Origin of the sequence: Streptomyces inhibens, from assembly GCF_022221585.1 — a bacterium.
GTDB classification, from domain to species: domain Bacteria; phylum Actinomycetota; class Actinomycetes; order Streptomycetales; family Streptomycetaceae; genus Streptomyces; species Streptomyces inhibens.
On record NZ_CP084681.1, the window covers coordinates 2097656 to 2117287 of the forward strand.

17 protein-coding genes and 5 tRNA genes are annotated in these 19632 nt (G+C 73.1%); 8 read left to right on the forward strand and 14 right to left on the reverse strand.

The window, feature by feature from the left end; all coding sequences use genetic code 11:
- Positions 1-29: 29 nt before the first annotated feature.
- Complete coding sequence (locus tag KI385_RS09755) at positions 30-854, reverse strand: aminotransferase class IV (RefSeq protein WP_238571802.1); 825 nt, start codon at positions 852-854, stop codon at positions 30-32.
- Positions 851-1918: a chorismate-binding protein gene (locus tag KI385_RS09760; RefSeq protein WP_238571803.1), complete on the reverse strand. Its 1068-nt coding sequence runs from the start codon at positions 1916-1918 to the stop codon at positions 851-853. The genes KI385_RS09755 and KI385_RS09760 overlap by 4 nt, the downstream gene beginning before the upstream one ends.
- Positions 1919-2095: 177 nt before the next feature.
- Between KI385_RS09760 and KI385_RS09765 the strand changes: the two genes are divergently transcribed.
- The 5 genes from KI385_RS09765 (at position 2096) to KI385_RS09785 (ending at position 2568) form a co-directional block, all read left to right on the forward strand.
- Positions 2096-2168: transfer RNA gene (locus KI385_RS09765), tRNA-Gly, on the forward strand.
- Between the two features lie 35 nt (positions 2169-2203).
- A tRNA-Cys gene (locus KI385_RS09770) sits at positions 2204-2277 on the forward strand.
- A gap of 1 nt (position 2278) precedes the next feature.
- Positions 2279-2350 (forward strand) — tRNA-Val (locus KI385_RS09775).
- 38 nt (positions 2351-2388) lie between these two features.
- A tRNA-Val gene (locus KI385_RS09780) sits at positions 2389-2460 on the forward strand.
- Positions 2461-2496: 36 nt separating this feature from the next.
- Positions 2497-2568: transfer RNA gene (locus KI385_RS09785), tRNA-Val, on the forward strand.
- A gap of 48 nt (positions 2569-2616) precedes the next feature.
- Here the strand turns inward: KI385_RS09785 and KI385_RS09790 are convergent.
- From KI385_RS09790 to KI385_RS09800, 3 genes are all read right to left on the reverse strand, one after another.
- Entirely contained in the window at positions 2617-2895 is a 279-nt protein-coding gene (locus KI385_RS09790; protein WP_238571804.1) for a TFIIB-type zinc ribbon-containing protein, read from the reverse strand.
- A gap of 72 nt (positions 2896-2967) precedes the next feature.
- Positions 2968-3939 (reverse strand): phosphotransferase family protein, encoded by a 972-nt coding sequence (locus KI385_RS09795; protein WP_425356897.1) that lies wholly within the window; start codon positions 3937-3939, stop codon positions 2968-2970.
- Between the two features lie 242 nt (positions 3940-4181).
- The gene (locus tag KI385_RS09800; protein ID WP_238571805.1) at positions 4182-4391 is read right to left on the reverse strand and encodes a hypothetical protein; all 210 of its coding nucleotides are present in this window, start codon (positions 4389-4391) and stop codon (positions 4182-4184) included.
- A 609-nt stretch (positions 4392-5000) separates the two neighbouring features.
- On the opposite strand from KI385_RS09800, the gene KI385_RS09805 reads away from it, so the two are divergent.
- Positions 5001-6350, forward strand: a complete 1350-nt coding sequence (locus KI385_RS09805) for a serine/threonine protein kinase (RefSeq protein WP_238571806.1) — start codon at positions 5001-5003, stop codon at positions 6348-6350.
- 78 nt (positions 6351-6428) lie between these two features.
- On the opposite strand, the gene KI385_RS09810 is transcribed toward KI385_RS09805, so the two are convergent.
- The 9 genes from KI385_RS09810 to KI385_RS09850 all read right to left on the reverse strand — a co-directional run bounded on the left by KI385_RS09810 (position 6429) and on the right by KI385_RS09850 (position 18650).
- Complete coding sequence (locus KI385_RS09810) at positions 6429-7244, reverse strand: TrmH family RNA methyltransferase (protein ID WP_238571807.1); 816 nt, start codon at positions 7242-7244, stop codon at positions 6429-6431.
- Positions 7245-7297: 53 nt separating this feature from the next.
- The gene (cobA, locus tag KI385_RS09815) at positions 7298-8533 is read right to left on the reverse strand and encodes a uroporphyrinogen-III C-methyltransferase (protein WP_238571808.1); all 1236 of its coding nucleotides are present in this window, start codon (positions 8531-8533) and stop codon (positions 7298-7300) included.
- A 174-nt stretch (positions 8534-8707) separates the two neighbouring features.
- The gene (gene cobT / locus KI385_RS09820) at positions 8708-12835 is read right to left on the reverse strand and encodes a nicotinate-nucleotide--dimethylbenzimidazole phosphoribosyltransferase (protein WP_238571809.1); all 4128 of its coding nucleotides are present in this window, start codon (positions 12833-12835) and stop codon (positions 8708-8710) included.
- Positions 12836-13071: 236 nt separating this feature from the next.
- Positions 13072-14292, reverse strand: a complete 1221-nt coding sequence (gene cbiE / locus KI385_RS09825) for a precorrin-6y C5,15-methyltransferase (decarboxylating) subunit CbiE (RefSeq protein ID WP_238571810.1) — start codon at positions 14290-14292, stop codon at positions 13072-13074.
- 165 nt (positions 14293-14457) lie between these two features.
- A complete protein-coding gene (locus tag KI385_RS09830; protein WP_238571811.1) occupies positions 14458-15093 on the reverse strand; it encodes a GNAT family N-acetyltransferase in 636 nt (211 codons plus the stop codon).
- Positions 15094-15372: 279 nt separating this feature from the next.
- Positions 15373-16230: a MetQ/NlpA family ABC transporter substrate-binding protein gene (locus KI385_RS09835; RefSeq protein WP_238577640.1), complete on the reverse strand. Its 858-nt coding sequence runs from the start codon at positions 16228-16230 to the stop codon at positions 15373-15375.
- A 96-nt stretch (positions 16231-16326) separates the two neighbouring features.
- Positions 16327-17067, reverse strand: coding sequence for a methionine ABC transporter permease (locus KI385_RS09840; RefSeq protein ID WP_238571812.1), 741 nt, complete (start codon positions 17065-17067; stop codon positions 16327-16329).
- The gene (locus KI385_RS09845) at positions 17064-18143 is read right to left on the reverse strand and encodes a methionine ABC transporter ATP-binding protein (protein WP_238571813.1); all 1080 of its coding nucleotides are present in this window, start codon (positions 18141-18143) and stop codon (positions 17064-17066) included. Before KI385_RS09845 ends, KI385_RS09840 begins: the two co-directional genes overlap by 4 nt.
- A 237-nt stretch (positions 18144-18380) precedes the next feature.
- Positions 18381-18650, reverse strand: a complete 270-nt coding sequence (locus KI385_RS09850) for a hypothetical protein (protein ID WP_238571814.1) — start codon at positions 18648-18650, stop codon at positions 18381-18383.
- A 116-nt stretch (positions 18651-18766) separates the two neighbouring features.
- Here KI385_RS09850 and KI385_RS09855 point away from each other — a divergent pair, with 116 nt between their 5' ends.
- Together KI385_RS09855 and KI385_RS09860 are read left to right on the forward strand one after the other, a co-directional pair.
- The gene (locus KI385_RS09855) at positions 18767-19135 is read left to right on the forward strand and encodes a hypothetical protein (RefSeq protein ID WP_128506636.1); all 369 of its coding nucleotides are present in this window, start codon (positions 18767-18769) and stop codon (positions 19133-19135) included.
- A gap of 4 nt (positions 19136-19139) precedes the next feature.
- Positions 19140-19586, forward strand: coding sequence for a hypothetical protein (locus tag KI385_RS09860; RefSeq protein ID WP_397885427.1), 447 nt, complete (start codon positions 19140-19142; stop codon positions 19584-19586).
- Positions 19587-19632 lie beyond the last annotated feature (46 nt).

Here is a 19632-nt window from a genome sequence, read left to right on the forward strand (position 1 = left end):
TTTCTACTCGCCCGTGCGCGGGCCCGTCATCACCGCGGATCGAAGTCGGCGGCGGCCTGCTCGTCGAAGATCCGCATGGCTTCCGCGGTCACCGGGCCCGGGCCGTCGGCCAGTTGGCGGCGGTCGATACGGTTCACGGCCTGGACGTCGCGCAGGGTGGAGGTCAGGAAGATCTCCTCGGCCCGCTCCAGGGCGTCCAGCGGAAGGTCGGTCTCCTTGGCGCCGGCCCAGCTGATGGTGAGGGCGCGGGTGATGCCCGCCAGACAGCCGGAGTGCAGCGGCGGGGTGTGCAGTTCGCCGTCCAGGACGACGAAGACATTGGAGCCGGTGCCTTCGCAGAGCGCGCCGACGGTGTTGGCGAACAGCGCCTCGGAGGCGCCCAGTTCACGTGCACGGGCCAGCGCGACCACGTTCTCGCCGTACGAGGTGGTCTTCAGGCCGGTGAGCGCGCCGCGTTCGTTACGGGTCCAGGGGACGGTGACGGCGGCGGTGGTGTCGGGCCGGCGGTGGGTCTCGGACAGCGCGATGACCAGCGTGGGGCCGGCTTCGCCGCGGTCCGAGCCGAGCGGGGAGACGCCGCCGGTGTAGGTGATCCGCAGGCGGCCGAGGGCCATGGGGTTGGCGTCGATGACCGCCGCGCAGCCGCGCCGTACCTCGTCGAGGTCGGGGTCGGGCAGGCCGAGCCCGCGGGCGGAGGTGGTCAGGCGCTCCAGGTGGCGGGTGAGGGCGAAGGCACGCCCGTGCTCGGCCTTGATGGTCTCGAAGACCCCGTCGCCGACCGTCAGCCCGTGGTCGAAGACCGAGACCCGGGCGCTGTCGGCGTCCTGCAGTCCCCCGTCGAGCCAGATCTTCATCGCTCTCCTCCACTCACTTCGTGCAGCCCCGACGCTACCGCGAGCAGTCTGCTCGCCTTCAACTCGGTCTCGGCCCACTCGCGGTCCGGGTCGGAGTCCCAGATGATCCCCGCGCCGGCGCCGAAGCGGAGTACGGGCCCGGTGGGTGGGGTGCGGTCGATCCAGAACGTACGGATGCCGACGGCGAGCTCGCCGGTGCGGCGGTCGGCGTCGACCCAGCCGATGCCTCCGCAGTAGGGGCCGCGGGGCGCGGTCTCCAGCTCGTCGATGATCCGCAGCGCGCTGGACTTGGGGGCGCCGGTGACCGACCCGGGCGGGAAGGTGGCGTCCAGGAGATCCGCCCAGGCGGTCTTCTCGTTCCTCTCGGCCAGTTCGCCGCGCACGGTGGAGACGAGGTGGACGAGGCCGGGGTGCGGCTCGACGGCGCACAGCGCCGGGACGGTGACGGTGCCGGTGGCGCAGACCCGGCCGAGATCATTGCGGACCAGGTCCACGATCATCACGTTCTCCGCCCGGTCCTTCTCGGAGAGGTCCGCGGCGGTCCTGCCGGTCCCCTTGATGGGGCCGGACGCGACGGTGCGGCCGTCGCGCCGCAGATACAGCTCCGGGGAGGCACTGGCGATCTCGACGCCATGGCCGGGCAGCCGGATGGTGCCGGCGTACGGCGCCGGGTTGCCGCGGGCCAGCACCGCGGACAGCGCGTCCACGTCGGCACGGTCGGGGTCGGGCAGCGGCGCGGTCAGCACCCGGCAGAGGTTCACCTGGTAGACGTCGCCGGCCGCGATGTGTTCACGGATGCGCCGTACGCCGCCGGTATAGGAGTCGCGGTCCAGGGAGCTGGTCCAGGCGCCAGGGGCGGGACCCCGCCAGCCGTCGGGGGCGGGCTCGTCGGCCGCGGTGGCCGGTCGTACGTCGCCGAAGCGGGCGCAGACCACCGCGCCCTCGAAGTCGGCGGCCACCGCCCACCAGCCCGTGGAGTCCAGGGCCGCGGGATCGCTGGTCACATCCCGCAGGTCGGTGGCTATCAGACCGCCGAAGCGGGCCATGGGAGCGAAGTCATGCACGTCAGCGAGTCTATGGCGGAGGCCCGGACCCCGCCTGCGCCGAGCGAGCAGCGCAGCACGCTGCACAAACGCGTTTTTGTACTGGCCCCGGAATCCGCTAGAGTTCAACACGTCGCCGGGACGCGGAAGCGCCCCGGAGGCCGAGTAGCTCCCGGACGTAGTCTGGGAGAGACACCTGCGGACGTAGCTCAGTTGGTAGAGCACCACCTTGCCAAGGTGGATGTCGCGAGTTCGAGTCTCGTCGTCCGCTCGATGTGGGGGATCTTCCCGAACCCCCTCACTCCTGGTGGAGTGGCCGAGAGGCGAGGCAACGGCCTGCAAAGCCGTCTACACGGGTTCAAATCCCGTCTCCACCTCCAAGGACGATTAGCTCAGCGGGAGAGCGCTTCCCTGACACGGAAGAGGTCACTGGTTCAATCCCAGTATCGTCCACTGGATCCCCGGTTGTAGGTGACCGGAAGATCCGTCCCGCGCGATTAGCTCAGCGGGAGAGCGCTTCCCTGACACGGAAGAGGTCACTGGTTCAATCCCAGTATCGCGCACGCAACTGCGGAGATCTTCGAGATCCGCGGTCCCGAGGACGATTAGCTCAGCGGGAGAGCGCTTCCCTGACACGGAAGAGGTCACTGGTTCAATCCCAGTATCGTCCACACCTGAGCCTGAGGGCCGGAGCATTTCGCTCCGGCCCTCAGGCGTTTTCAGGAGGGGAAGAGCATGTGGCCGAAGCCGCGATGATGGCCGTGGTGTCCATGGTGGCCGTGGTGGCCCTGGTGCGGGGCGCCCCAGGCGGGGGCGGCCGGGTAGGCCTGCGGGGCGGGCGGTGGCGGGGCCTGCTGGGTCCACTGCGCCTCCAGACGGGTCAGCGCCTCCAGCTCCCCGTAGTCGAGAAAGATCCCCCGGCAGCCGGCGCACTGCTCGATCTGGACGCCGTTGCGGTGGTACGTGTGCATCGGTGCATGGCACTTGGGGCACTGCATCGTCGGCTCAACTCCTTCATCCGTTGCTGCTCACTGCGGCGTCGCCGGAACGGCCTCCCGGCGACGGGGTGTTCACCCTACGACCGGGCCGGCGGACGCCAACTGGTCCGGTAGGGACGTCATCCGGGCACAGGCGTCGACGACCGCGGACTCGATCTCGTCCAGGGGGCGGGCGGCGCCGGCGGCCTTGGCGACCGCGAGCGCGGCGGTCTGCACGGTCAGGGCGCGGGCGGGAATCTCCAGGTCGGGCCAGGGGTCGCCGTCGGGGCGTACGGCCCGGCCGCCGGCGGCGCGGTACCCGGCCAGGAAGCGGGTCCAGATGTCCGGCGCGAGCAGGCCGGTGGCGAACCAGGCGGCGGGGCGGGCCAGGTCCCAGGCGCCGTCGCCCAGACCGAGGTCGTCGATGTCTATCAGGAGCCAGGGGCCGTCGGCGGCCGGGTGGCGGACGAGCTGGCCCAGATGCAGGTCGCCGTGGCAGAGGGTGCCGGCACGCGGCGGCGGGGCCTCGCCACGGGCCCAGGGCGGCAGCAGCGCCCAGGCGCGTTCGACGGCCGCGGCGGCCGCGGGCAGCGTGCCGGGGCGGGGGCCGGGTGAGCGCAGCCGGGCCAGGGCGCGGGCGGCCTTGGCGGGGCCGCGCATCGGCGGCACGGGGCCGGGGAGTTGGCGCGGGTCGACGGAGTGCAGGCGGGCCAGCAGCCGGGCGGCGTCCTCCCAGGGCGCGGCGTCGGGGTCGTCGGGCGGCACCGGGCTGCCGTACGGCCAGCGGGTGAGCGCGCGGCCGTCCTCGGTGAGGGTGAGGAAGCCGTCCGGGCCGGTGACCGGGAGCGGAGGCAGCAGGATGCCGTGCAGGCGGGGGTGGGCGGCGATACGCAGCCGGGCGGCCAGGTCCTGCGGGTCGCCGTCGGGGGCATGGGCCTTGGCCACCGTACGGCCGCTGCGGACGACCGTGCCGTCGGGGCGGTCGGCGAGTATCTCGGGGGAAGTCATCGGTGCGCCTGCCGGGGCGGACAGCGCGGCCAGGCGGTCGAGAAGCGGTGCGGTCATCGTTCCCCCGAGTCCGGTGCGAGCCGGATGTGCCGTGATGGTGGTGCGCGCTGTGGGCGGCCCGGTCCGGGATCGTACGCGCGGTACGGGCGGAGCGGTCGGGGCGGCGGCCGGGAAAACCCGAAGGCCGGGCATCTCCCCAGATGCCCGGCCGTTCGTGCCGTCCGCCGCACCCCCGTCCCCACGGGGTTTTCGGCCAGAGGTCCCCGTCCCGGGCCGCTCTCCCGGGCCTGAGGCGCCGCTCAGCGCCCCAGCATTCCGACCACGGACGACGCTTGTGTGATGACGGCTTCCCAGCCGCCGAAGACCACGGCGAGAACGATCGCCAGCGGCAGCACCATGGCCACCGCGACAAGGGGATGGCGGGTGCCGGAGGACTGCTGGCCGCCGAGCGCCGCGGCGGCCTTGCGCCCCTGCGCCCGAAGGGCCGTCCGTCCTGACGTCCGATCCATCGTCCCGCTCCCGTCGTGTCTGGGGGCGGCGGGCGTCTGACCTCGGGGGACGAGTGCTGCGCCCGCCGCTTGAAGACAACATTAGGCATCCGGCGGCCGGTGGGCGTCATGCCGTCGTATCGATTGCTCGGCCTCCAGGAGGATGACGGAACGACGCCCCGTGTACTCCCCTGGGTGGAGAGAGAGCACCAGGGACCTGGGGACATCCCCCAGGGGCTCCCTTCGGAGCCGCCGATCCGCGGGCATGCGAGGTGACCTCGCTCACTTCGGCCGCTCCCCCGCGCACCGCGGTCCTGCCCCCGCGGCACACGCTGCCCGACGCCCCTTCCCGCCGCTCGACCCCATCCCCGGCATCCGCGACCATACCGACCTGATCCCCCTTCATCATGCCAATCCCCCTTCTGTGACGGATCATTGGGAACTCTTACGGAAAATCCGGCTGCCCGGCGGCCGATGTGCTCCCGCCCTCCGGAAATCGCACCCACCACCGGCAATCCGGTCGCCGACGCATGCGCGGCCTATCAGCACAGCGAGCCGTCAATCCGTAAGCTGTGCCACGTCAGACGGTTGGCAGCGGAGGGGACTCCCCACCGCAGGTAGGGGACGGACATGGCGATGATGCGGCTCCGACGCGAGGACCCGCGTGTCGTCGGGACGTTCCGGCTGCACCGCCGGCTCGGCGCGGGCGGGATGGGCGTGGTCTATCTCGGCTCGGACAAGCGCGGGCAGCGGGTGGCGCTGAAGGTGATCCGGCCGGATCTGGCGGAGGATCAGGAATTCCGCTCGCGGTTCGCGCGCGAGGTGTCGGCGGCCCGGCGGATCCGCGGCGGCTGTACGGCCCGGCTGGTGGCGGCCGATCTCGACGCGGACCGCCCCTGGTTCGCCACGCAGTACGTCCCGGGACCCTCGCTGCACGACAAGGTCAACGAGGAGGGGCCGTTGTCCCCCGCACAGGTCGCCTCTATCGGCGCCGCGTTGTCCGAGGGGCTGCTCGCCGTCCATGACGCGGGCGTGGTGCACCGTGATCTGAAGCCGTCCAACATTCTGCTGTCGCCCAAGGGCCCGCGGATCATCGACTTCGGCATCGCCTGGGCGACCGGCGCCAGCACCCTGACGCATGTCGGTACGGCCGTCGGCTCGCCGGGCTTTCTGGCGCCGGAGCAGGTGCGCGGCGCCGCGGTGACGCCCGCCACCGACATCTTCGCGCTGGGCGCCACCCTCGCGTACGCCTGCACCGCGGACTCCCCCTTCGGGCAGGGCAGTTCGGAGGTCATGCTCTACCGCGTGGTCCATGAGGAGGCGCAGCTCGCCGGGGTGCCGGACGCGCTGGCGCCGCTGCTCGCCTCGTGCCTGGCCAAGGACCCGGCGGACCGCCCCAGCACCCTGTCGCTGTCACTGCGGCTCAAGGAGATCGCGGCACGTGAGGCGCACGGTCTGTCGGGCGGGCCGCTGGAGAACGGCTCCGGGGCCGGGACCGGTTGGGAGCGTATGGAGCGCCGCCCGTCGGACCGGCCGACCGGGCAGCGCGCCGAGGAGTACGCGCGCCAGCGCACCGAGCGGCGGACGGCGGGGACGAACCCGCGTCCGCACGCATCCCGTCCCTCGGCGCCGCGTGACTCGGTGTCCCGGCCGGCCGGCCCGGCATCGGCCGCGGGGAAGAACCCGCGGGCCGGCGGGCGCACCGCGCGACGTGTCCCGGCTTCGCGGCCGACGGGGCGAAACGGTTCGCGTACCCCGGTGCGTACGACGTCCGGAGGCCGCCGGCCCGGACCGGACCGGCGGCTGCTGCGCCAGCGGGTCATCGTGTTCGTGGTGGTGACGCTGCTGGTGGCGCTCGGTATCGCGGCGGCCCAGGGGTGCCAGGGGCCGGCCCGCGGGCTGGGCGTGGAGCGGACGGTACCGGTCGCGCCGTACGGGGGCGCGGACAGGCCCTGGGGTGCGGGGGAACAGAACCCCTAGGGGGTACGGGCGCCCCCTGCGGGCCACAACGCGGTGGGGCAGGGGGATGATTCCCGTCAGGTAGTGGATTGATTCCCGTCAGGCGGGGCGCCCGGTCGCCACCGCGTAGAACGCCACCGCGGCGGCCGCTCCGACGTTGAGCGAGTCCACGCCGTGCGCCATCGGGATACGGACCCATTCATCGGCGGCCCGCAGGGCGCCGGTGGTCAGGCCGCCGCCCTCCGCGCCCAGCATCAGGGCGGCGCGCTCCAGGGTGTGCGGGGCGGCCTCGTCGATGGCGGTGGCCTTCTCGGCCGGGGTGAGCGCGAGCAGCTTGAAGCCCGCTTCCCGTACGACGGCCAGATCGCGGGGCCAGCCCTCCAGCCGGGCGTACGGCACGGAGAACACCGCGCCCATGGAGACCTTCACCGAGCGGCGGTAGAGCGGGTCCGCGCAGTCCGGGGAGAGCAGCACCGCGTCCATGCCGAGGGCCGCCGCGCTGCGGAAGATCGCGCCGATGTTGGTGTGGTCGTTGACCGCTTCCATGACCACGATGCGGCGGGCCCCGGCGAGCAGTTCGGCGGCCTCGGGCAGCGGCTTGCGCTGCATGGAGGCCAGCGCGCCGCGGTGCACGTGATAGCCCGTCACCCGCTCGGCGAGATCCGGGCTGACGGCGTAGACCGGGGCCGGGACCTCGTCGATGACATCGCGCATGACATCGACCCACTTGGCCGAGAGCAGCATCGACCGCATCTCGTAGCCGGCGTGCTTGGCGCGCCGGATGACCTTCTCGCCCTCGGCGATGAAGAGCCCCTCCACGGGCTCGCGCCGGCGCCGCAGCTCGACGTCGGTCAGGCCGGTGTAGTCGGCCAGCCGGGGGTCGTCCGGGTCATCGACGGTGATGATTTCTGCCACGGGGAGATAGTGCCTTGTCGGTGTCGAGGTTCCCATGCCGCGTACGGAACGGGTTACCTGTGGGTAGGGGTGGCGACGGCGACCACTTCGCCGATGACGATGACCGCCGGCGGGCGGACGCCCTCGGCCCGTACGGTCTCGCCGAGGGTCGCGAGGGTGGCGTCGACCCGGCGCTGGGCCGCGGTGGTGCCCTCCTGGATGACGGCGGCCGGGGTGTCGGCGGGGCGGCCGTGCTCGATGAGCTTGGCGGCGATGGCGCCGCTGTTCTCCACGCCCATCAGGACGACGAGGGTGCCGCGCAGCTTGGCCAGCGCGGGCCAGTCGACCAGCGAGCGCTCGTCGTCGGGGGCGACATGGCCGCTGACGACGGTGAATTCATGGGCGACGCCGCGGTGGGTGACGGGGATGCCGGCGGCGCCGGGGACCGAGATGGTGCTGGAGATGCCGGGGACGACCGTGCAGGGGATGCCGGCCTCGGCGAGCGCCTGGGCCTCTTCCATGCCGCGGCCGAAGACGAACGGGTCGCCGCCCTTGAGCCGCACCACGGCCTTGCCGGCCTTGGCGTGCTCGATCAGCGCGTTGTTGATGGCCTCCTGGGCCATGAAACGGCCGTAGGGGATCTTCGCGGCGTCGATGACCTCGACATGCGGCGGGAGCTCGGCGAGCAGATCGCGCGGACCGAGCCGGTCGGCGATCACGACATCCGCCTCGGCCAGCAGCCGGCGGCCGCGGACGGTGATCAGGTCGGGGTCGCCGGGGCCGCCGCCGACCAGCGCGACGCCGGGCGTGTGGGGGCGGCGGTGGTGCGGGGCGGCGATGCTGCCGTCCCGCAGGCCCTCGACGATCGCGTCGCGTACGGCGGCGGAGCGGCGCGGGTCACGGCCGGTGAGCACGGCGACGGTCACGCCCTCGCTGCGGCCGGTGGCCGGGGTCCAGGCGGTGGCGGCCTCGGCGTCGTCGGCGCGTACGCACCACACCCGGCGGTCCTCGGCCTCCTGGGACGCCGCCGCGTTGGCCTCCGGGTCGTCGGTGGAGATCAGCGCGTACCAGGCCTCGGCGAGGTCGCCGGCCCGGTAGCGGCGGCGCTCCCAGCGGATCTCGCCGGCGTCGGCCATCGCCTCGACGGACGGGGTGGCGGACGGGGAGATGAGCTGGACGTCGGCGCCGGCGGCGACGAGCGCGGGGAGCCGGCGCTGGGCCACCTGCCCGGCTCCCAGGACGACCACCCGGCGGCCGGACAGCCGCAGTCCGACGGGGTAGGCGGCGTGTTCGGCGGCGTGCTCAGCCATGGCGGTGCGGCTCCTTGTGCGGGTGATGCGGGTTCGACGACCGGCGCAACCGCTGCGGCTCTGGAGCGGCTGATGAGGGTGGTACGGCCCGTGGGGCTACGGCCCCGGCCCACAGCCTATGGGGCTGCGGGCCGGGGGTCATGTGGGGGCGGCCCTGTCCCGGCCGGCACCCGGTCAGCTCTTCTCGGTGACTCCGGCGGAGTCGAAGGTGGCGACCTCGTGCATGGCGCGGGCGGCGCTCTGCACCACGGGGAGCGCGAGCAGCGCGCCGGTGCCCTCACCGAGGCGCAGATCGAGGTCGACCAGCGGGCGCAGGCCCAGCTTGTTCAGGGCCGCGACATGGCCCGGCTCGGCGCTGCGGTGGCCCGCGATGCACGCGGCCAGCGCCTCCGGGGCGATGGCACGGGCCACCAGGGCGGCGGCGCCGGCGCTGACGCCGTCCAGGATCACCGGCGTACGCAGCGAGGCGCCGCCGAGGATCAGGCCGACGAGCGCGGCGTGCTCCAGGCCGCCGATCGCGGTGAGGACACCGATCGGGTCGGCGGGGTCGGGCTGGTGGAGTTCCAGGGCTCGGCGGACCACATCGACCTTGCGGGCGTGCGTCTCGTCGTTGATGCCGGTGCCCCGGCCGGTGACCTCGACCGGGTCGGCGCCGGTGTAGACGGCGATCAGCGCGGCGGAGGTGGTGGTGTTGGCAATGCCCATCTCGCCCGTGAGCAGCGCCTTGTTGCCGGCCGCTACGAGGTCGCGGGCGGTCTCGATGCCCACCTCGATGGCCTTGAGCACGTCCTCCTGGGTCATCGCCGGGCCGGCCGTGAAGTCGGCGGTGCCGGCGCGGACCTTACGGGGCAGCAGACCCGGGGTGGCGGGGAGTTCGCCCGCCACGCCGACGTCCACGACACAGACCTCGGCGCCGACCTGATTGGCGAAGGCGTTGCAGACCGCGCCGCCGCCCAGGAAGTTGGCGACCATCTGGCCGGTGACCTCCTGGGGCCAGGGGGTCACGCCCTGGGCGTGCACACCGTGGTCGCCGGCGAAGATCGCGACGGCGGCCGGCTCCGGGATGGGCGGCGGGCACTTGCGGGACAGTCCGCTCAGCTGCGCGGAGATGATCTCCAGCATGCCCAGCGCCCCGGCGGGCTTGGTCATCCGCTTCTGCCGCTCCCAGGCCTCGCCGAGCGCCTTGGCGTCCAGCGGGCGGATGCCCTGCAGGGTCTCCTGGAGCAGGTCGTGCGGGCTCTCGCCGGGCAGCGCGCGGCGGCCGTAGGTCTCCTCGTGGACGACCCAGGACAGCGGGCGGCGCTTGGACCAGCCGGCCTGCAGCAGCTCGGGCTCCTCCGGGAACTCGTCGACGTAACCGACGCACAGGTAGGCGACGACTTCGAGGTGCTCGGGCAGGCCCAGGTCGCGGACCATCTCGCGCTCGTCGAAGAAGCTGACCCAGCCGACGCCCAGGCCTTCGGCGCGGGCGGCGAGCCAGAGGTTCTCCACGGCGAGCGCGGAGGAGTACGGGGCCATCTGCGGCTGGGTGTGCCGACCGAGGGTGTGCCGGCCGCCGCGGGTGGAGTCGGCGGTGACGACGATGTTCACCGGCGTCTCGAGGATCGCCTCGATCTTCAGCTCGCGGAACTGCTTGGCGCGCGCCTTGGGCAGCGACTTGGCGTACGCCTCGCGCTGCTGCATGGCGAGCTGGTGCATCTTCTCGCGGGTCTCGGCCGAGCGGATGACGACGAAGTCCCACGGCTGGGAGTGGCCGACGCTGGGGGCGGTGTGGGCCGCCTCCAGGACGCGCAGCAGCACCTCGTTGGGGATCGGGTCGCTGCGGAAGCCGTTGCGGATGTCGCGGCGCTCGCGCATCACGCGGTGCACGGCGGCGCGCTCGGAGTCGTCGTACCCGGCGGCCGGGGACGGGACCGGTACGTCGGCGGCAGCCGGGTCGTCGGCGCCTTCGGGGCCCTCTGCCGGGTGCTGCGGGGCCGCCGGCTGCGGCTGGTCGTCGTCCTGGTCCTCGCCGAGCTGGACGAGTTCGGCGGCGTCCTGCTGGTGGGGCGCCTCGTCGGCGGGGGCCTCGGCCGGGGCCTCGGCGGCGGGGCCGCTGTCGGGCGTGGGCCCGGCCGCCGCGGGCTGCTCGCCGGGGGCGGCCGCCACGGCCTGGGCGTCGACCTGCTCGCCGGCCGCCTGGGCCGGGATGCGGACGGTGACGGGCTGCTCCTCGGCCACCGGTTCGGCGGGGGCGCCGGGCTGGTCGGACGCGTCGGCCGCCACGGGTTCCGGGGTCTCCGGGGTCTCCTGGACGTCCGCCGGCACCGCGGGCCCGCCGGTCGTGGCGTCCGCGGTCGGCTCGGGCGCCGGGGCGGTCGGCTCGCCGGGGTGGTCGGCAGCGGGCGCTGCGGGCTGTTGCCCGTCCGGTGTGTCCTGGCCCTCGGGCGCCTCGGCGGTCTGCTGTCCTGCGGCGCCCACGGGGGCGCCGGGCTGCGGCTGTCCGGTGGCCAGTTGCTGCGCCTCGGGCGGCTCTATGACGGTCTGTTCCACGGGTGCGCCACCCTCGGCGACGGGCATGGCGACCGGGCCCTGCGGGGCGGCGGTGGGCATGGGGGCGGTGGTGGGCTCGGCGGCGGGGGCGCCGTCGGTGCCGGATCCGGCGGCCTCGGACGGGGCTGCGGCCGCGGGCTGCGGCTGGGCCTCGTCGACGGCGGGGGCCGGCTCGGCGGGAGCGCCGGGCCGGTCGGTGGCCTCGGCCGGGGCGGCCTGGAGCTGGTCGGCGGTCTGCTCGGCCTGAGGTGCCTGGGGGGCATCGGCGGTGACGTCCGGTGCCTCGGCCGCGGTGGCGACCGGCTGTTCCGGTACGGGCTGCGCGACCTGGTCGGCCGGCGCCTCGACGAGCCCGTCCTGCGGCGGTGCTGCCGCCCGGGCGTCGGCCTGAGGCTGGTCCACGGGCTGCTGGGGGCTTTCAACGGCGGCCGCTTCCGGCTGCTGGGCCGGAGCGTCCTGCGCGGCGACGTCCGCGACAGCGGCTTCCACAGCGGTGGCGTCCATCGCCGCTGCGTCCGGCGCGACGGCCTCCGGCGCAACGGTGTCCACGGCGGCGTCCGCGGCCGCTTCCACAACCGCGGCATCGGCCACGGCGGTTGCGTCCTGGACCTGCGCCGCCACCTCCGGCAGCGCGTCCGGGGCCACGTCCTGGGGCTGCGCCCACACCTCCGCCGGCGCCTCAACACGCGCGCCCTGGACGGCCTCTGCTGCCACGGCACCCGAGACGTCCGCGGCGTCGGCGCCCACAGCATCGCCGGCCTCCGCGGCGCCCTCGGCCGGCAGCGGCATCGGCTGCGGCTGTTCGGCGGGCGTCGCGTCCTGCGGAACGGGCTGGGCGGCCGCGTCGACGGGCGCGGCGGCCGCCTGGGCGGGGGCGACCGTTTCTGCGCTCTGTGCGGCGACCACCTGGGCCGAGGCCTCGCCCCACGGCGGCACCTGTGAGGGGATCTCACCGAGCTGCGGGCCCGGCAACGGGCCCTGGCCGGCGGCCCCGTAGGTCTGCTCGGCGGACAACTGCCCGCCGTAGGGCTGGTCGCCGTACGACGGCGCCGCGAAGGCCTGCTCCGCCGCGACATCCCCGGGGGGCTGCTCGGCGTACGGCTGGTCCGCGGCTGCCTGCGCGGCGTCGGGCGCCTCGGTCGGCGCGTCGAAGTATTCGGGTCCACCGGTCGGCGATCCGGCGTGTCGCGCGGGGGCCTGGGTCGGTGTGTCGGCCGGTCCGCGGTCGGCGAGCGAACGGACCACGCCGCCGGTCGCGTCCGGGACGGGCGGGCCCATGTGCAGCGGTCGGCGCGCGGGGGTGGCCGGCGCGGCCGCGCGGGCGCGGTCCTGCTGCTGCGGTGCGGCGGGCTGCGGGATACGGACGGCGCTGAGGTCGACGGAACCGGAATCCCGGCCGCCGGTCTCATGGTCCCCGGCCTGGGCGGGCATCGCCTCGAAGCCGGTGGTCCCCTGGGCGGCCGCGTCGAACGGCACGCCCGGCTGCGGCTGCTGGGCGGGGGCCTGGTGGGTCTCGTGCGGGAGCGGCTGGGGGGCCGGCTGTTCGCTCCAGGCGCCCTGGGTGCCCGGCATCAGCAGCAGATCGTCGTCCTCGACCACGCCGTCGGCCGGGCCGAGGTAGGGGTATTCACCCGGAGGGGTCACCATGCCCGGCTGCTGCGTCGGTCCGGCGTCGGCAGGGGAGGGCGCGGCCGCCGGCTGCGGCTGCCCGGGATGTCCGCCTGCGTTCTCCGGCTGTCCCTCGCCCGGGACCTGGCCGGTGTCGGTCATGCGTACCCCTCGCCCATTGGTAGTGCTCCTTCCAACCGCTCGTGCGACGCGCTCGACCGGGGCGCGCCGACGCCCCGATAGCTAGAACGAGCGAGCGCGCCTCGCGGCACGTCCGCTCTCCAGAGCTTCATATTCGGCCAAAACCACAGCATTTTCCGGATATTGGCGTACGAAGCCGAACGCGGAACGGCGGCGCAACGATCCGCCAGCCTACCTCGCGCGGGTTGCCGTGCTGGTCACGGGTGAGGAACGCGATAGCCGCTGAGCAAAAACACCACGGAGCGCTCACGTTCGACCCAGACGGAAGTGTCCAGGTCCACGGACTGCAGCAGGGCGCACTCGACTTCGTAGCCACCGTCCGCCAGCGCCCGGCCGAGCGATTCGGCCTCGTCGCGGGTCGAGGCGTGGGTGACGATCCGTTCGGGACGGCGGGCCGCGCAGGCCGTGACGACCGCCGCTCCCCCGCCGCCGATCCGCACCACGTCGGGTTCGGGCAGGTCCTCCAGGATCTGCGGTGCCCGGCCGTGCACGACCTGGAGTTGGACGCCGTGGCGGCGGGCGACGGCGGTGGTGCGCCCGCAGGCGTCCGCGTCGGCGTCCACCGCGATGACGGCGGCGCCGAAGCGCGCCGCCTCGACCGCGGCGGCTCCGCTGCCCGCGCCGATGTCCCAGACCAGGTCGCCCACCTGCGGCCCGAGGCGGGCGAGTTGGGCGGTGCGCAGCTGGACGGACTCGCCCTCGCCCAGGGCGCCTCCGTAGGCGCGGGCCGGAAGTCCCCAGCCGCGCGGCCCGGTCGGATGGCCGACCTCGCGGCCGGCGATCCAGCCGGTGCCCTGGGCCGCGGCGCCGCCTGGAGAACCGCCGATGACGATGACGACATTGGGGTCGCGCCAGACGTGGTCGGCGACCTTGTCGGATGTGAGGACTGTCACCCGCTCCCGGTCGGTGCCCAGGTCCTCGCAGATGACGAAGGTGCGGTGGACGCCGCCGAGCAGCAGGGCGAGTTCGGCGGGCCCGGCGCCGGGCGAGGTGAGCACCGCGACCTTGGTGTGGGCGCGGCAGACGTTCACCGCGCGGCGCAGATCGCGGCTGTGGGCGACGACGATCTGGGCGTCGTCCCAGGGCATGCCGGCCCGGGCGAAGGCGGCCGCGACGGAGGAGACGGCGGGGACGACCTCCACTTCGAGGCCGTGCTCGGGTGCCCGCAGGGTGCGGACCACGCCGAAGAAGCCGGGGTCGCCGTCGGCGAGCACGACGGCGGTGCCGCGGTGCTGGGCGATCCGGCGGGCGGCCAGGGTCACGCTGCCGAGCCGGATCCGCTCGGCGTTCGCCGGAACTTCGGGCAGTGCGAGGTGATGGGCGGCGCCGGCCACCAGCGTGGCGGCGCCGAGGGCGGAGCGGGCGGCGGCGGTCAGCGGAGAGCCGTCCCATCCGATCACCGTGACCCGGTCGGCCATGCTCGTCAGTCTCCTGGGGCTGCTGTCGGTACGCGGGCGGGGGCGGCAGGCGGGGTGGCCGCGGGGCGGCCGTGGGCCGGTGGTGCCGCTGTGGTGCGCTGGTCACGCAGGTGCGCGGCAGGGCGAGGGTACCCCGAGAGGTACGGAGCCGGGTGCGGGCGTGGGTCAGTTCCACTCGGGGTAGGTGAATCCGTTCGCGTCGGCCATCCGGCCGGGGACCCCGTCGAGGTCCTCGGGCAGCAGGCTCCACACGATCAGATCGGTACGGATGTCCGTCCAGCCGCCGTCCTCCGTGCGGCTGCGGGCTATGAAGGCGTTGCGCAGCACGCCCTCGCTGATGCAGCCGGTCTTCTGGGCGACCTGCTGGGAGGCGGTGTTGCCGGCGGCGGTCCGCAGTTCGAGGCGTTCGAAACGCTGATCGTGGAAGAGCCACTGGGCGGTGGCGAGCGTGGCCTCGGACGCGTAGCCCTCGCCGCGCGCCCAGGCGGCGACGATGTAGGAGATCTCGGTGGAGCGCACCCGCCAGTTGGTGTTGCTCAGCTGCACGACGCCGACCAGGCGCTGCGTGAGGAACTCGGTGACGGCGAGGTCGATGCCGCGGCCCGCGGTGCGTTCGGTGGGTGCGTACTCGGTGACCCAGGTGTGGGCGGCGGCCTCGGTGAAGGGCTGAGGTACCGCGGTCCAGGCCGCGACCAGCTCGTCGTTCATCATCGCGGCGAGGGCGGGCACATCGGCCTCGTCGAACGGGCGCAGCACCAGCCGGTCCGTGCTGATGGAGATGTCCGGAAAGGTGGATGTCATACCGCTGCTCCAACGCCGTTGACCGTGGTGCCCAGAACGTCGCGGACTGTTACACCGCGAGGTCACGGGCCGTCTTGACCGTCTTGAATGCACCAGCATGCAGCATGCGCCCGCGGGTGTGCCACGCGCGTGGGCCCCGGCCGCGCGGTGCGCGGGTCCGGGGCCCGTACGTCGTACGTGCGGACGGCCACCTTCCGGTGACCTGCGCACGAGCAACGGCCGACTACACCCGCCCACCCCCCGAAGGGGGGTGGGCGGCGGGGACAAACAGGAGAGGCGTCAGCTCTTGGCGGGGCCGAAGGCGGGGATGACCGAGCCGTCCTTGTACTTGTCCTGGATGAACTTCTTGACCTCGGGGGAGTTCAGGAGCTTGGCCAGCTTCTTGATCCGCGGGTCGTTCTCGTTGCCCTTCTTGACGGCGAGGAAGTTGGCGTAGGGGTTGTCCGTCGCCTTCTCCAGTGCCAGCGCGTCGGTGGAGGGCTTGAGGTGCGCACCGATGGCGAAGTTGCCGTTGATGATCGCAGCGTCGACGTCGTCGATACGCGGCGCGGTCTGCGCGGCCTCCAGCTCGGTGATCTTGATGCCCTTGTTGTCCTTGACGTCGGTCAGCTTGGCGTCCGAGCCGACCCCGGGCTTGAGGGTGATCACGCCGTTGTCGGCGAGCAGCTTGAGCGCCCGGCCCTCGTTGGAGGGGTCGTTGGGCACCGAGACGGTGCTGCCGGACTTGAGGTCCGAGAGCTTGTCGATCTTCTTGGAGTAGACGCCGAGCGGCTCGATGAGCACGTTCACGACGGGCACGATGTGCGTGCCGTTCTCCTTGTTGAAGGTGTCGAGGAACGGCTTGTGCTGGAAGAAGTTGGCGTCGACCTGGCCGTCGTCGGTGACCTTGTTGGGGATCTTGTAGTCGTTGAACGGCTTGACGACCAGCTTGAGGCCTTCCTTGGCCGCCAGCTTGTTCTTGACGAAGTCGAGGATGGTGCCGTGCGGGGTGGGGCTCGCGGCGACGACGAGGGGGGCGTTCTTGTCGCTCTTGTCGCTGCTGGCGGTGGTGTCCGAGGGGGCGCTGCAGGCGCTCGCGCCGAGGGCGACGGCGGTGACGGCGGCGAAGGCCACGGAGATCTTGATGGTGTTGCGCACGAAGAGTGCCTCTTTCTTGTTCACACGCGAAGTGCTGCGTGATGTCCGCCCGGCAAAGGGTCCGGGCTCTTGGGTGGTGCGGGGGGGGCTTGGGGGTCAGGCGGCCTCGCCGGTGGCGACGGCCGGCTCCTGGGTGCGGGCGCGGCGCAGGCCGACGCGTACGGAGGAGGAGCCGCGGGCGCCGCGGCCGGCCAGCCGGCGGACGACGAGATCGCCGAGCAGCTGGACGAGCGTGACGAGGACGATCAGCTCCACGACGGTGGTGATCATCAGCGAGGTCTCGTACTGCTGGTAGCCGTAGGTGTAGGCCAGGTTGCCCAGACCGCCGCCGCCGACCGCACCGGCGATCGCGGAGTAGCCGATCAGGGTGATGACGGTGGTGGTGACGGCCGCGACCAGCGCGGGCAGCGCCTGCGGCAGCAGGACCTTGAAGACGATCGTCCAGGTGCCGCCGCCCATCGCCTGGGCCGCCTCGACCAGACCGTGGTCGACCTCGCGCAGCGCGGCCTCCACCAGCCGGGCGAAGAACGGGATGGCGGCGATGGCGAGCGGCACGACCGCGCCGGTCGGGCCGATGGAGACGCCGACGATCAGCCGGGTGAAGGGGATCAGCACCACGATCAGGATCAGGAACGGGAAGGACCGTCCGATGTTCACGATCGCGCCGAGGACCTTGTTCACCACGACGTTCTGCAGGATGGCGCCGCGGTCGGTCAGATGCAGCAGCACACCGGCCGGGATACCGATGAGCACCGCGTAGAACGTCGACCACCACACCATGAAGAGGGTGTCGAGCGTGTTGTCGTACAGCAGCGGCTGCATCTCGGTCCAGGTCACTTGGCACCTTCCTTCTGGAGCAGGGTGGCCGGCGCCGGGATCGCCGGTTCGTTGGCGGCGTCGGTGGCCGCGGCCACGTCTGCGATGTCGACCTGGAGCCCCTGCTCGCGCAGGAAGCCGATGGGCACGACGTTCTCCTCGAAGCGGCCGGGCAGCTCGATGCGCATCCGGCCGATCTGCTTGCCGCCCACGGTGTCCATGGCGGCGCCGAGGATCGAGATGTCGACGTTGTAGGTGCGCGACAGCTCGGAGATCACCGGGCGGGTGGCGGCCGCGCCGTGGAAGGTGATGTCGACGACCGTACGGTCCTCGGCCGAGGGCTCACCGCCGACCGGGAACAGCTCACGGGCCAGCTCGGAGCCGGGGGTGGCGAGCAATTCGGCCACCGTGCCCTGCTCGACGACGCGGCCGTTCTTCATCAGCGCGGCCGAGTCGCAGATCGTCTTGACGACGTCCATCTCGTGCGTGATCAGCACGATGGTCAGGCCCAGCTGGCGGTTGAGGTCGCGCAGCAGCTGGAGGATGGAGCGGGTGGTCTCCGGGTCCAGGGCGCTGGTGGCCTCGTCGGAGAGCAGCACCTTGGGGTCGCCGGCCAGCGCGCGGGCGATGCCGACGCGCTGCTTCTGGCCGCCGGAGAGCTGGGCGGGGTAGGCCTTGGCCTTGTCGGCGAGGCCGACCAGGTCCAGCAGTTCCAGTGCCTTGCGGGAGCGCTCGCGGCGATCGACCTTGAGGATCTCCAGCGGCAGCTCGACGTTGTCCTGGACGGTACGCGAGGACAGCAGATTGAAGTGCTGGAAGACCATGCCGATGTGGCTGCGGGCGGCGCGCAGTTCCGCATTGGCGCGCTTGCCGCGCCCGGCGAGGGCGGTCAGGTCCTGGCCGGCGACGGTGACCGTGCCGGAGCTGGGGCGCTCCAGGAGGTTGAGGCAGCGGATGAGGGTGGATTTACCGGCGCCGCTCTGGCCGATGACGCCGTACACCTCGCCCTCGCGGACGTGCAGATCGACGCCGTCCAGGGCGGTGACTTCGCGGTCTCCTGAACGGTAGACCTTGGTCAGGCCCGTTGTGGTGATCACAGGGAATTCCGTCACTGTCGAGTGCTCGGCGGCTCGCCCGCCGGGCACGGGGCATTCTTGCGAGTGCGGCAGAGGGGAACGCGGAGCGGCGGCGGGCGCGGGGCCCGGCTCCGGGTTCCGGTGACGCGGGGCGGCCGGTTCCGTCGAGGACGGACGCACGGCGGGGTGGGGTCCCCCTGCTCCGTAAGAGCGCGGGGGAGGGTCTCGCTTCGGGGCGCGAGGCTCAGGCGGGGGCCCTCAGCGGTCACACATTCGACACATGCAACGAGCACCGGGCGTCATTTTCGCCTCGGTCGCAGGGGTGCGGTAGCTCGTCGTGGTCATGGCGGCAAGTAAACCAGACAGCAGTGCGGGCCGATCAAATGTGTCCGGATAGCGGACCTGCCCGACCGACCCGTGGACACCGCCGCACTCCGCGATGGTGATCTCCATCGTCCCGTCCGTGGCCTGCGCGGATACCGCCGGCCGATCGCTGACGAGGACATCGGCGGACAGCTCTTCGGCCATGTGCGTTGTGGTCAACGCCACGGCGGGGCCGGACGCGGCCGCCCGCCCGCCGCCGATTAGCATCGCCCCATGCCCCACAACCCCACGGCGCGCAGCCGCGTCGCCCGGAGGTCCCGGTGATCGACGCGCTGACGATCGCGGTCGCCGTGACCGCTCTCGCCCTCGCCGCCTGGTGCGGCTTCGCCGCGTTCCGCGACCAGCCCACCAAGGACTGGCACTTCATCGGCATGGCCATAGTGTCGCTGCTCGGCATCGTGCAACTGGTCATCGCCGTCGTGCAGTTGTCGCGCGGGCAGTCGCCGGACAAGGGCACCGCGCTGTTCGTGGCGTATCTGCTCGGGGCGGCGGCCTGCGTCCCCGCGACCGGGTTCATGTCGCTCTCGGAGCGCACCCGCTGGGGTTCGGCCACCGCCGCGGCGGGCGCCGTGGTGCTGGCCGTACTGGAAGTGCGACTGTTCGACATCTGGGGAGGCGGCAGTGCCTGAGGCAGTGCCCGGGACCACGGCGACCACCGCGGCGGACGGCGCCACGGGCGGCGCCCCGGCGAAGCGTTCCCTGGGCACCGGGCCCGGACGTCTGCTGGTCGCGCTCTACGGCATCTTCACCGTCGCGGCCGCGTCCCGCTCGCTCTACCAGCTCATCGCCCAGTTCGACCGGGCCCCGCTGGCCTACAGCCTCTCGGCGGTCTCCGCGGTCGTCTACGGGTTCATCACCCTCTCGCTGGTGCGCGGAGGGGAGGGCGCCCGCAGGGCCGCGTTCGCCTGCTGCGCTCTGGAGCTGCTCGGGGTGCTCGGCATCGGCACCTGGACGCTGCTCGACCGGTCCGCATTCCCCGACGCCACCGTCTGGTCGGACTACGGCATGGGCTATCTCTTCATCCCGATCTTCCTGCCCGTCACCGGACTGATCTGGCTGCGCCGGGCCCGTACGGCGTAAGTACCACGACACCACCACATCGGGTACGGGCCCGCCCCGTGCGGGC

Coding starts and splice junctions, on each gene's coding strand:
- KI385_RS09755 (WP_238571802.1), bottom strand. CDS start 854: ATGAAGATCTGGCTCGACGGGGGACTGCAGGACGCCGACAGCGCCCGG.
- KI385_RS09790 (WP_238571804.1), bottom strand. CDS start 2,895: ATGCAGTGCCCCAAGTGCCATGCACCGATGCACACGTACCACCGCAAC.
- KI385_RS09795 (WP_425356897.1), bottom strand. CDS start 3,939: ATGACCGCACCGCTTCTCGACCGCCTGGCCGCGCTGTCCGCCCCGGCA.
- KI385_RS09800 (WP_238571805.1), bottom strand. CDS start 4,391: ATGGATCGGACGTCAGGACGGACGGCCCTTCGGGCGCAGGGGCGCAAG.
- KI385_RS09805 (WP_238571806.1), top strand. CDS start 5,001: ATGGCGATGATGCGGCTCCGACGCGAGGACCCGCGTGTCGTCGGGACG.
- cobA (WP_238571808.1), bottom strand. CDS start 8,533: ATGGCTGAGCACGCCGCCGAACACGCCGCCTACCCCGTCGGACTGCGG.
- cobT (WP_238571809.1), bottom strand. CDS start 12,835: ATGACCGACACCGGCCAGGTCCCGGGCGAGGGACAGCCGGAGAACGCA.
- cbiE (WP_238571810.1), bottom strand. CDS start 14,292: ATGGCCGACCGGGTCACGGTGATCGGATGGGACGGCTCTCCGCTGACC.
- KI385_RS09830 (WP_238571811.1), bottom strand. CDS start 15,093: ATGACATCCACCTTTCCGGACATCTCCATCAGCACGGACCGGCTGGTG.
- KI385_RS09850 (WP_238571814.1), bottom strand. CDS start 18,650: ATGGCCGAAGAGCTGTCCGCCGATGTCCTCGTCAGCGATCGGCCGGCG.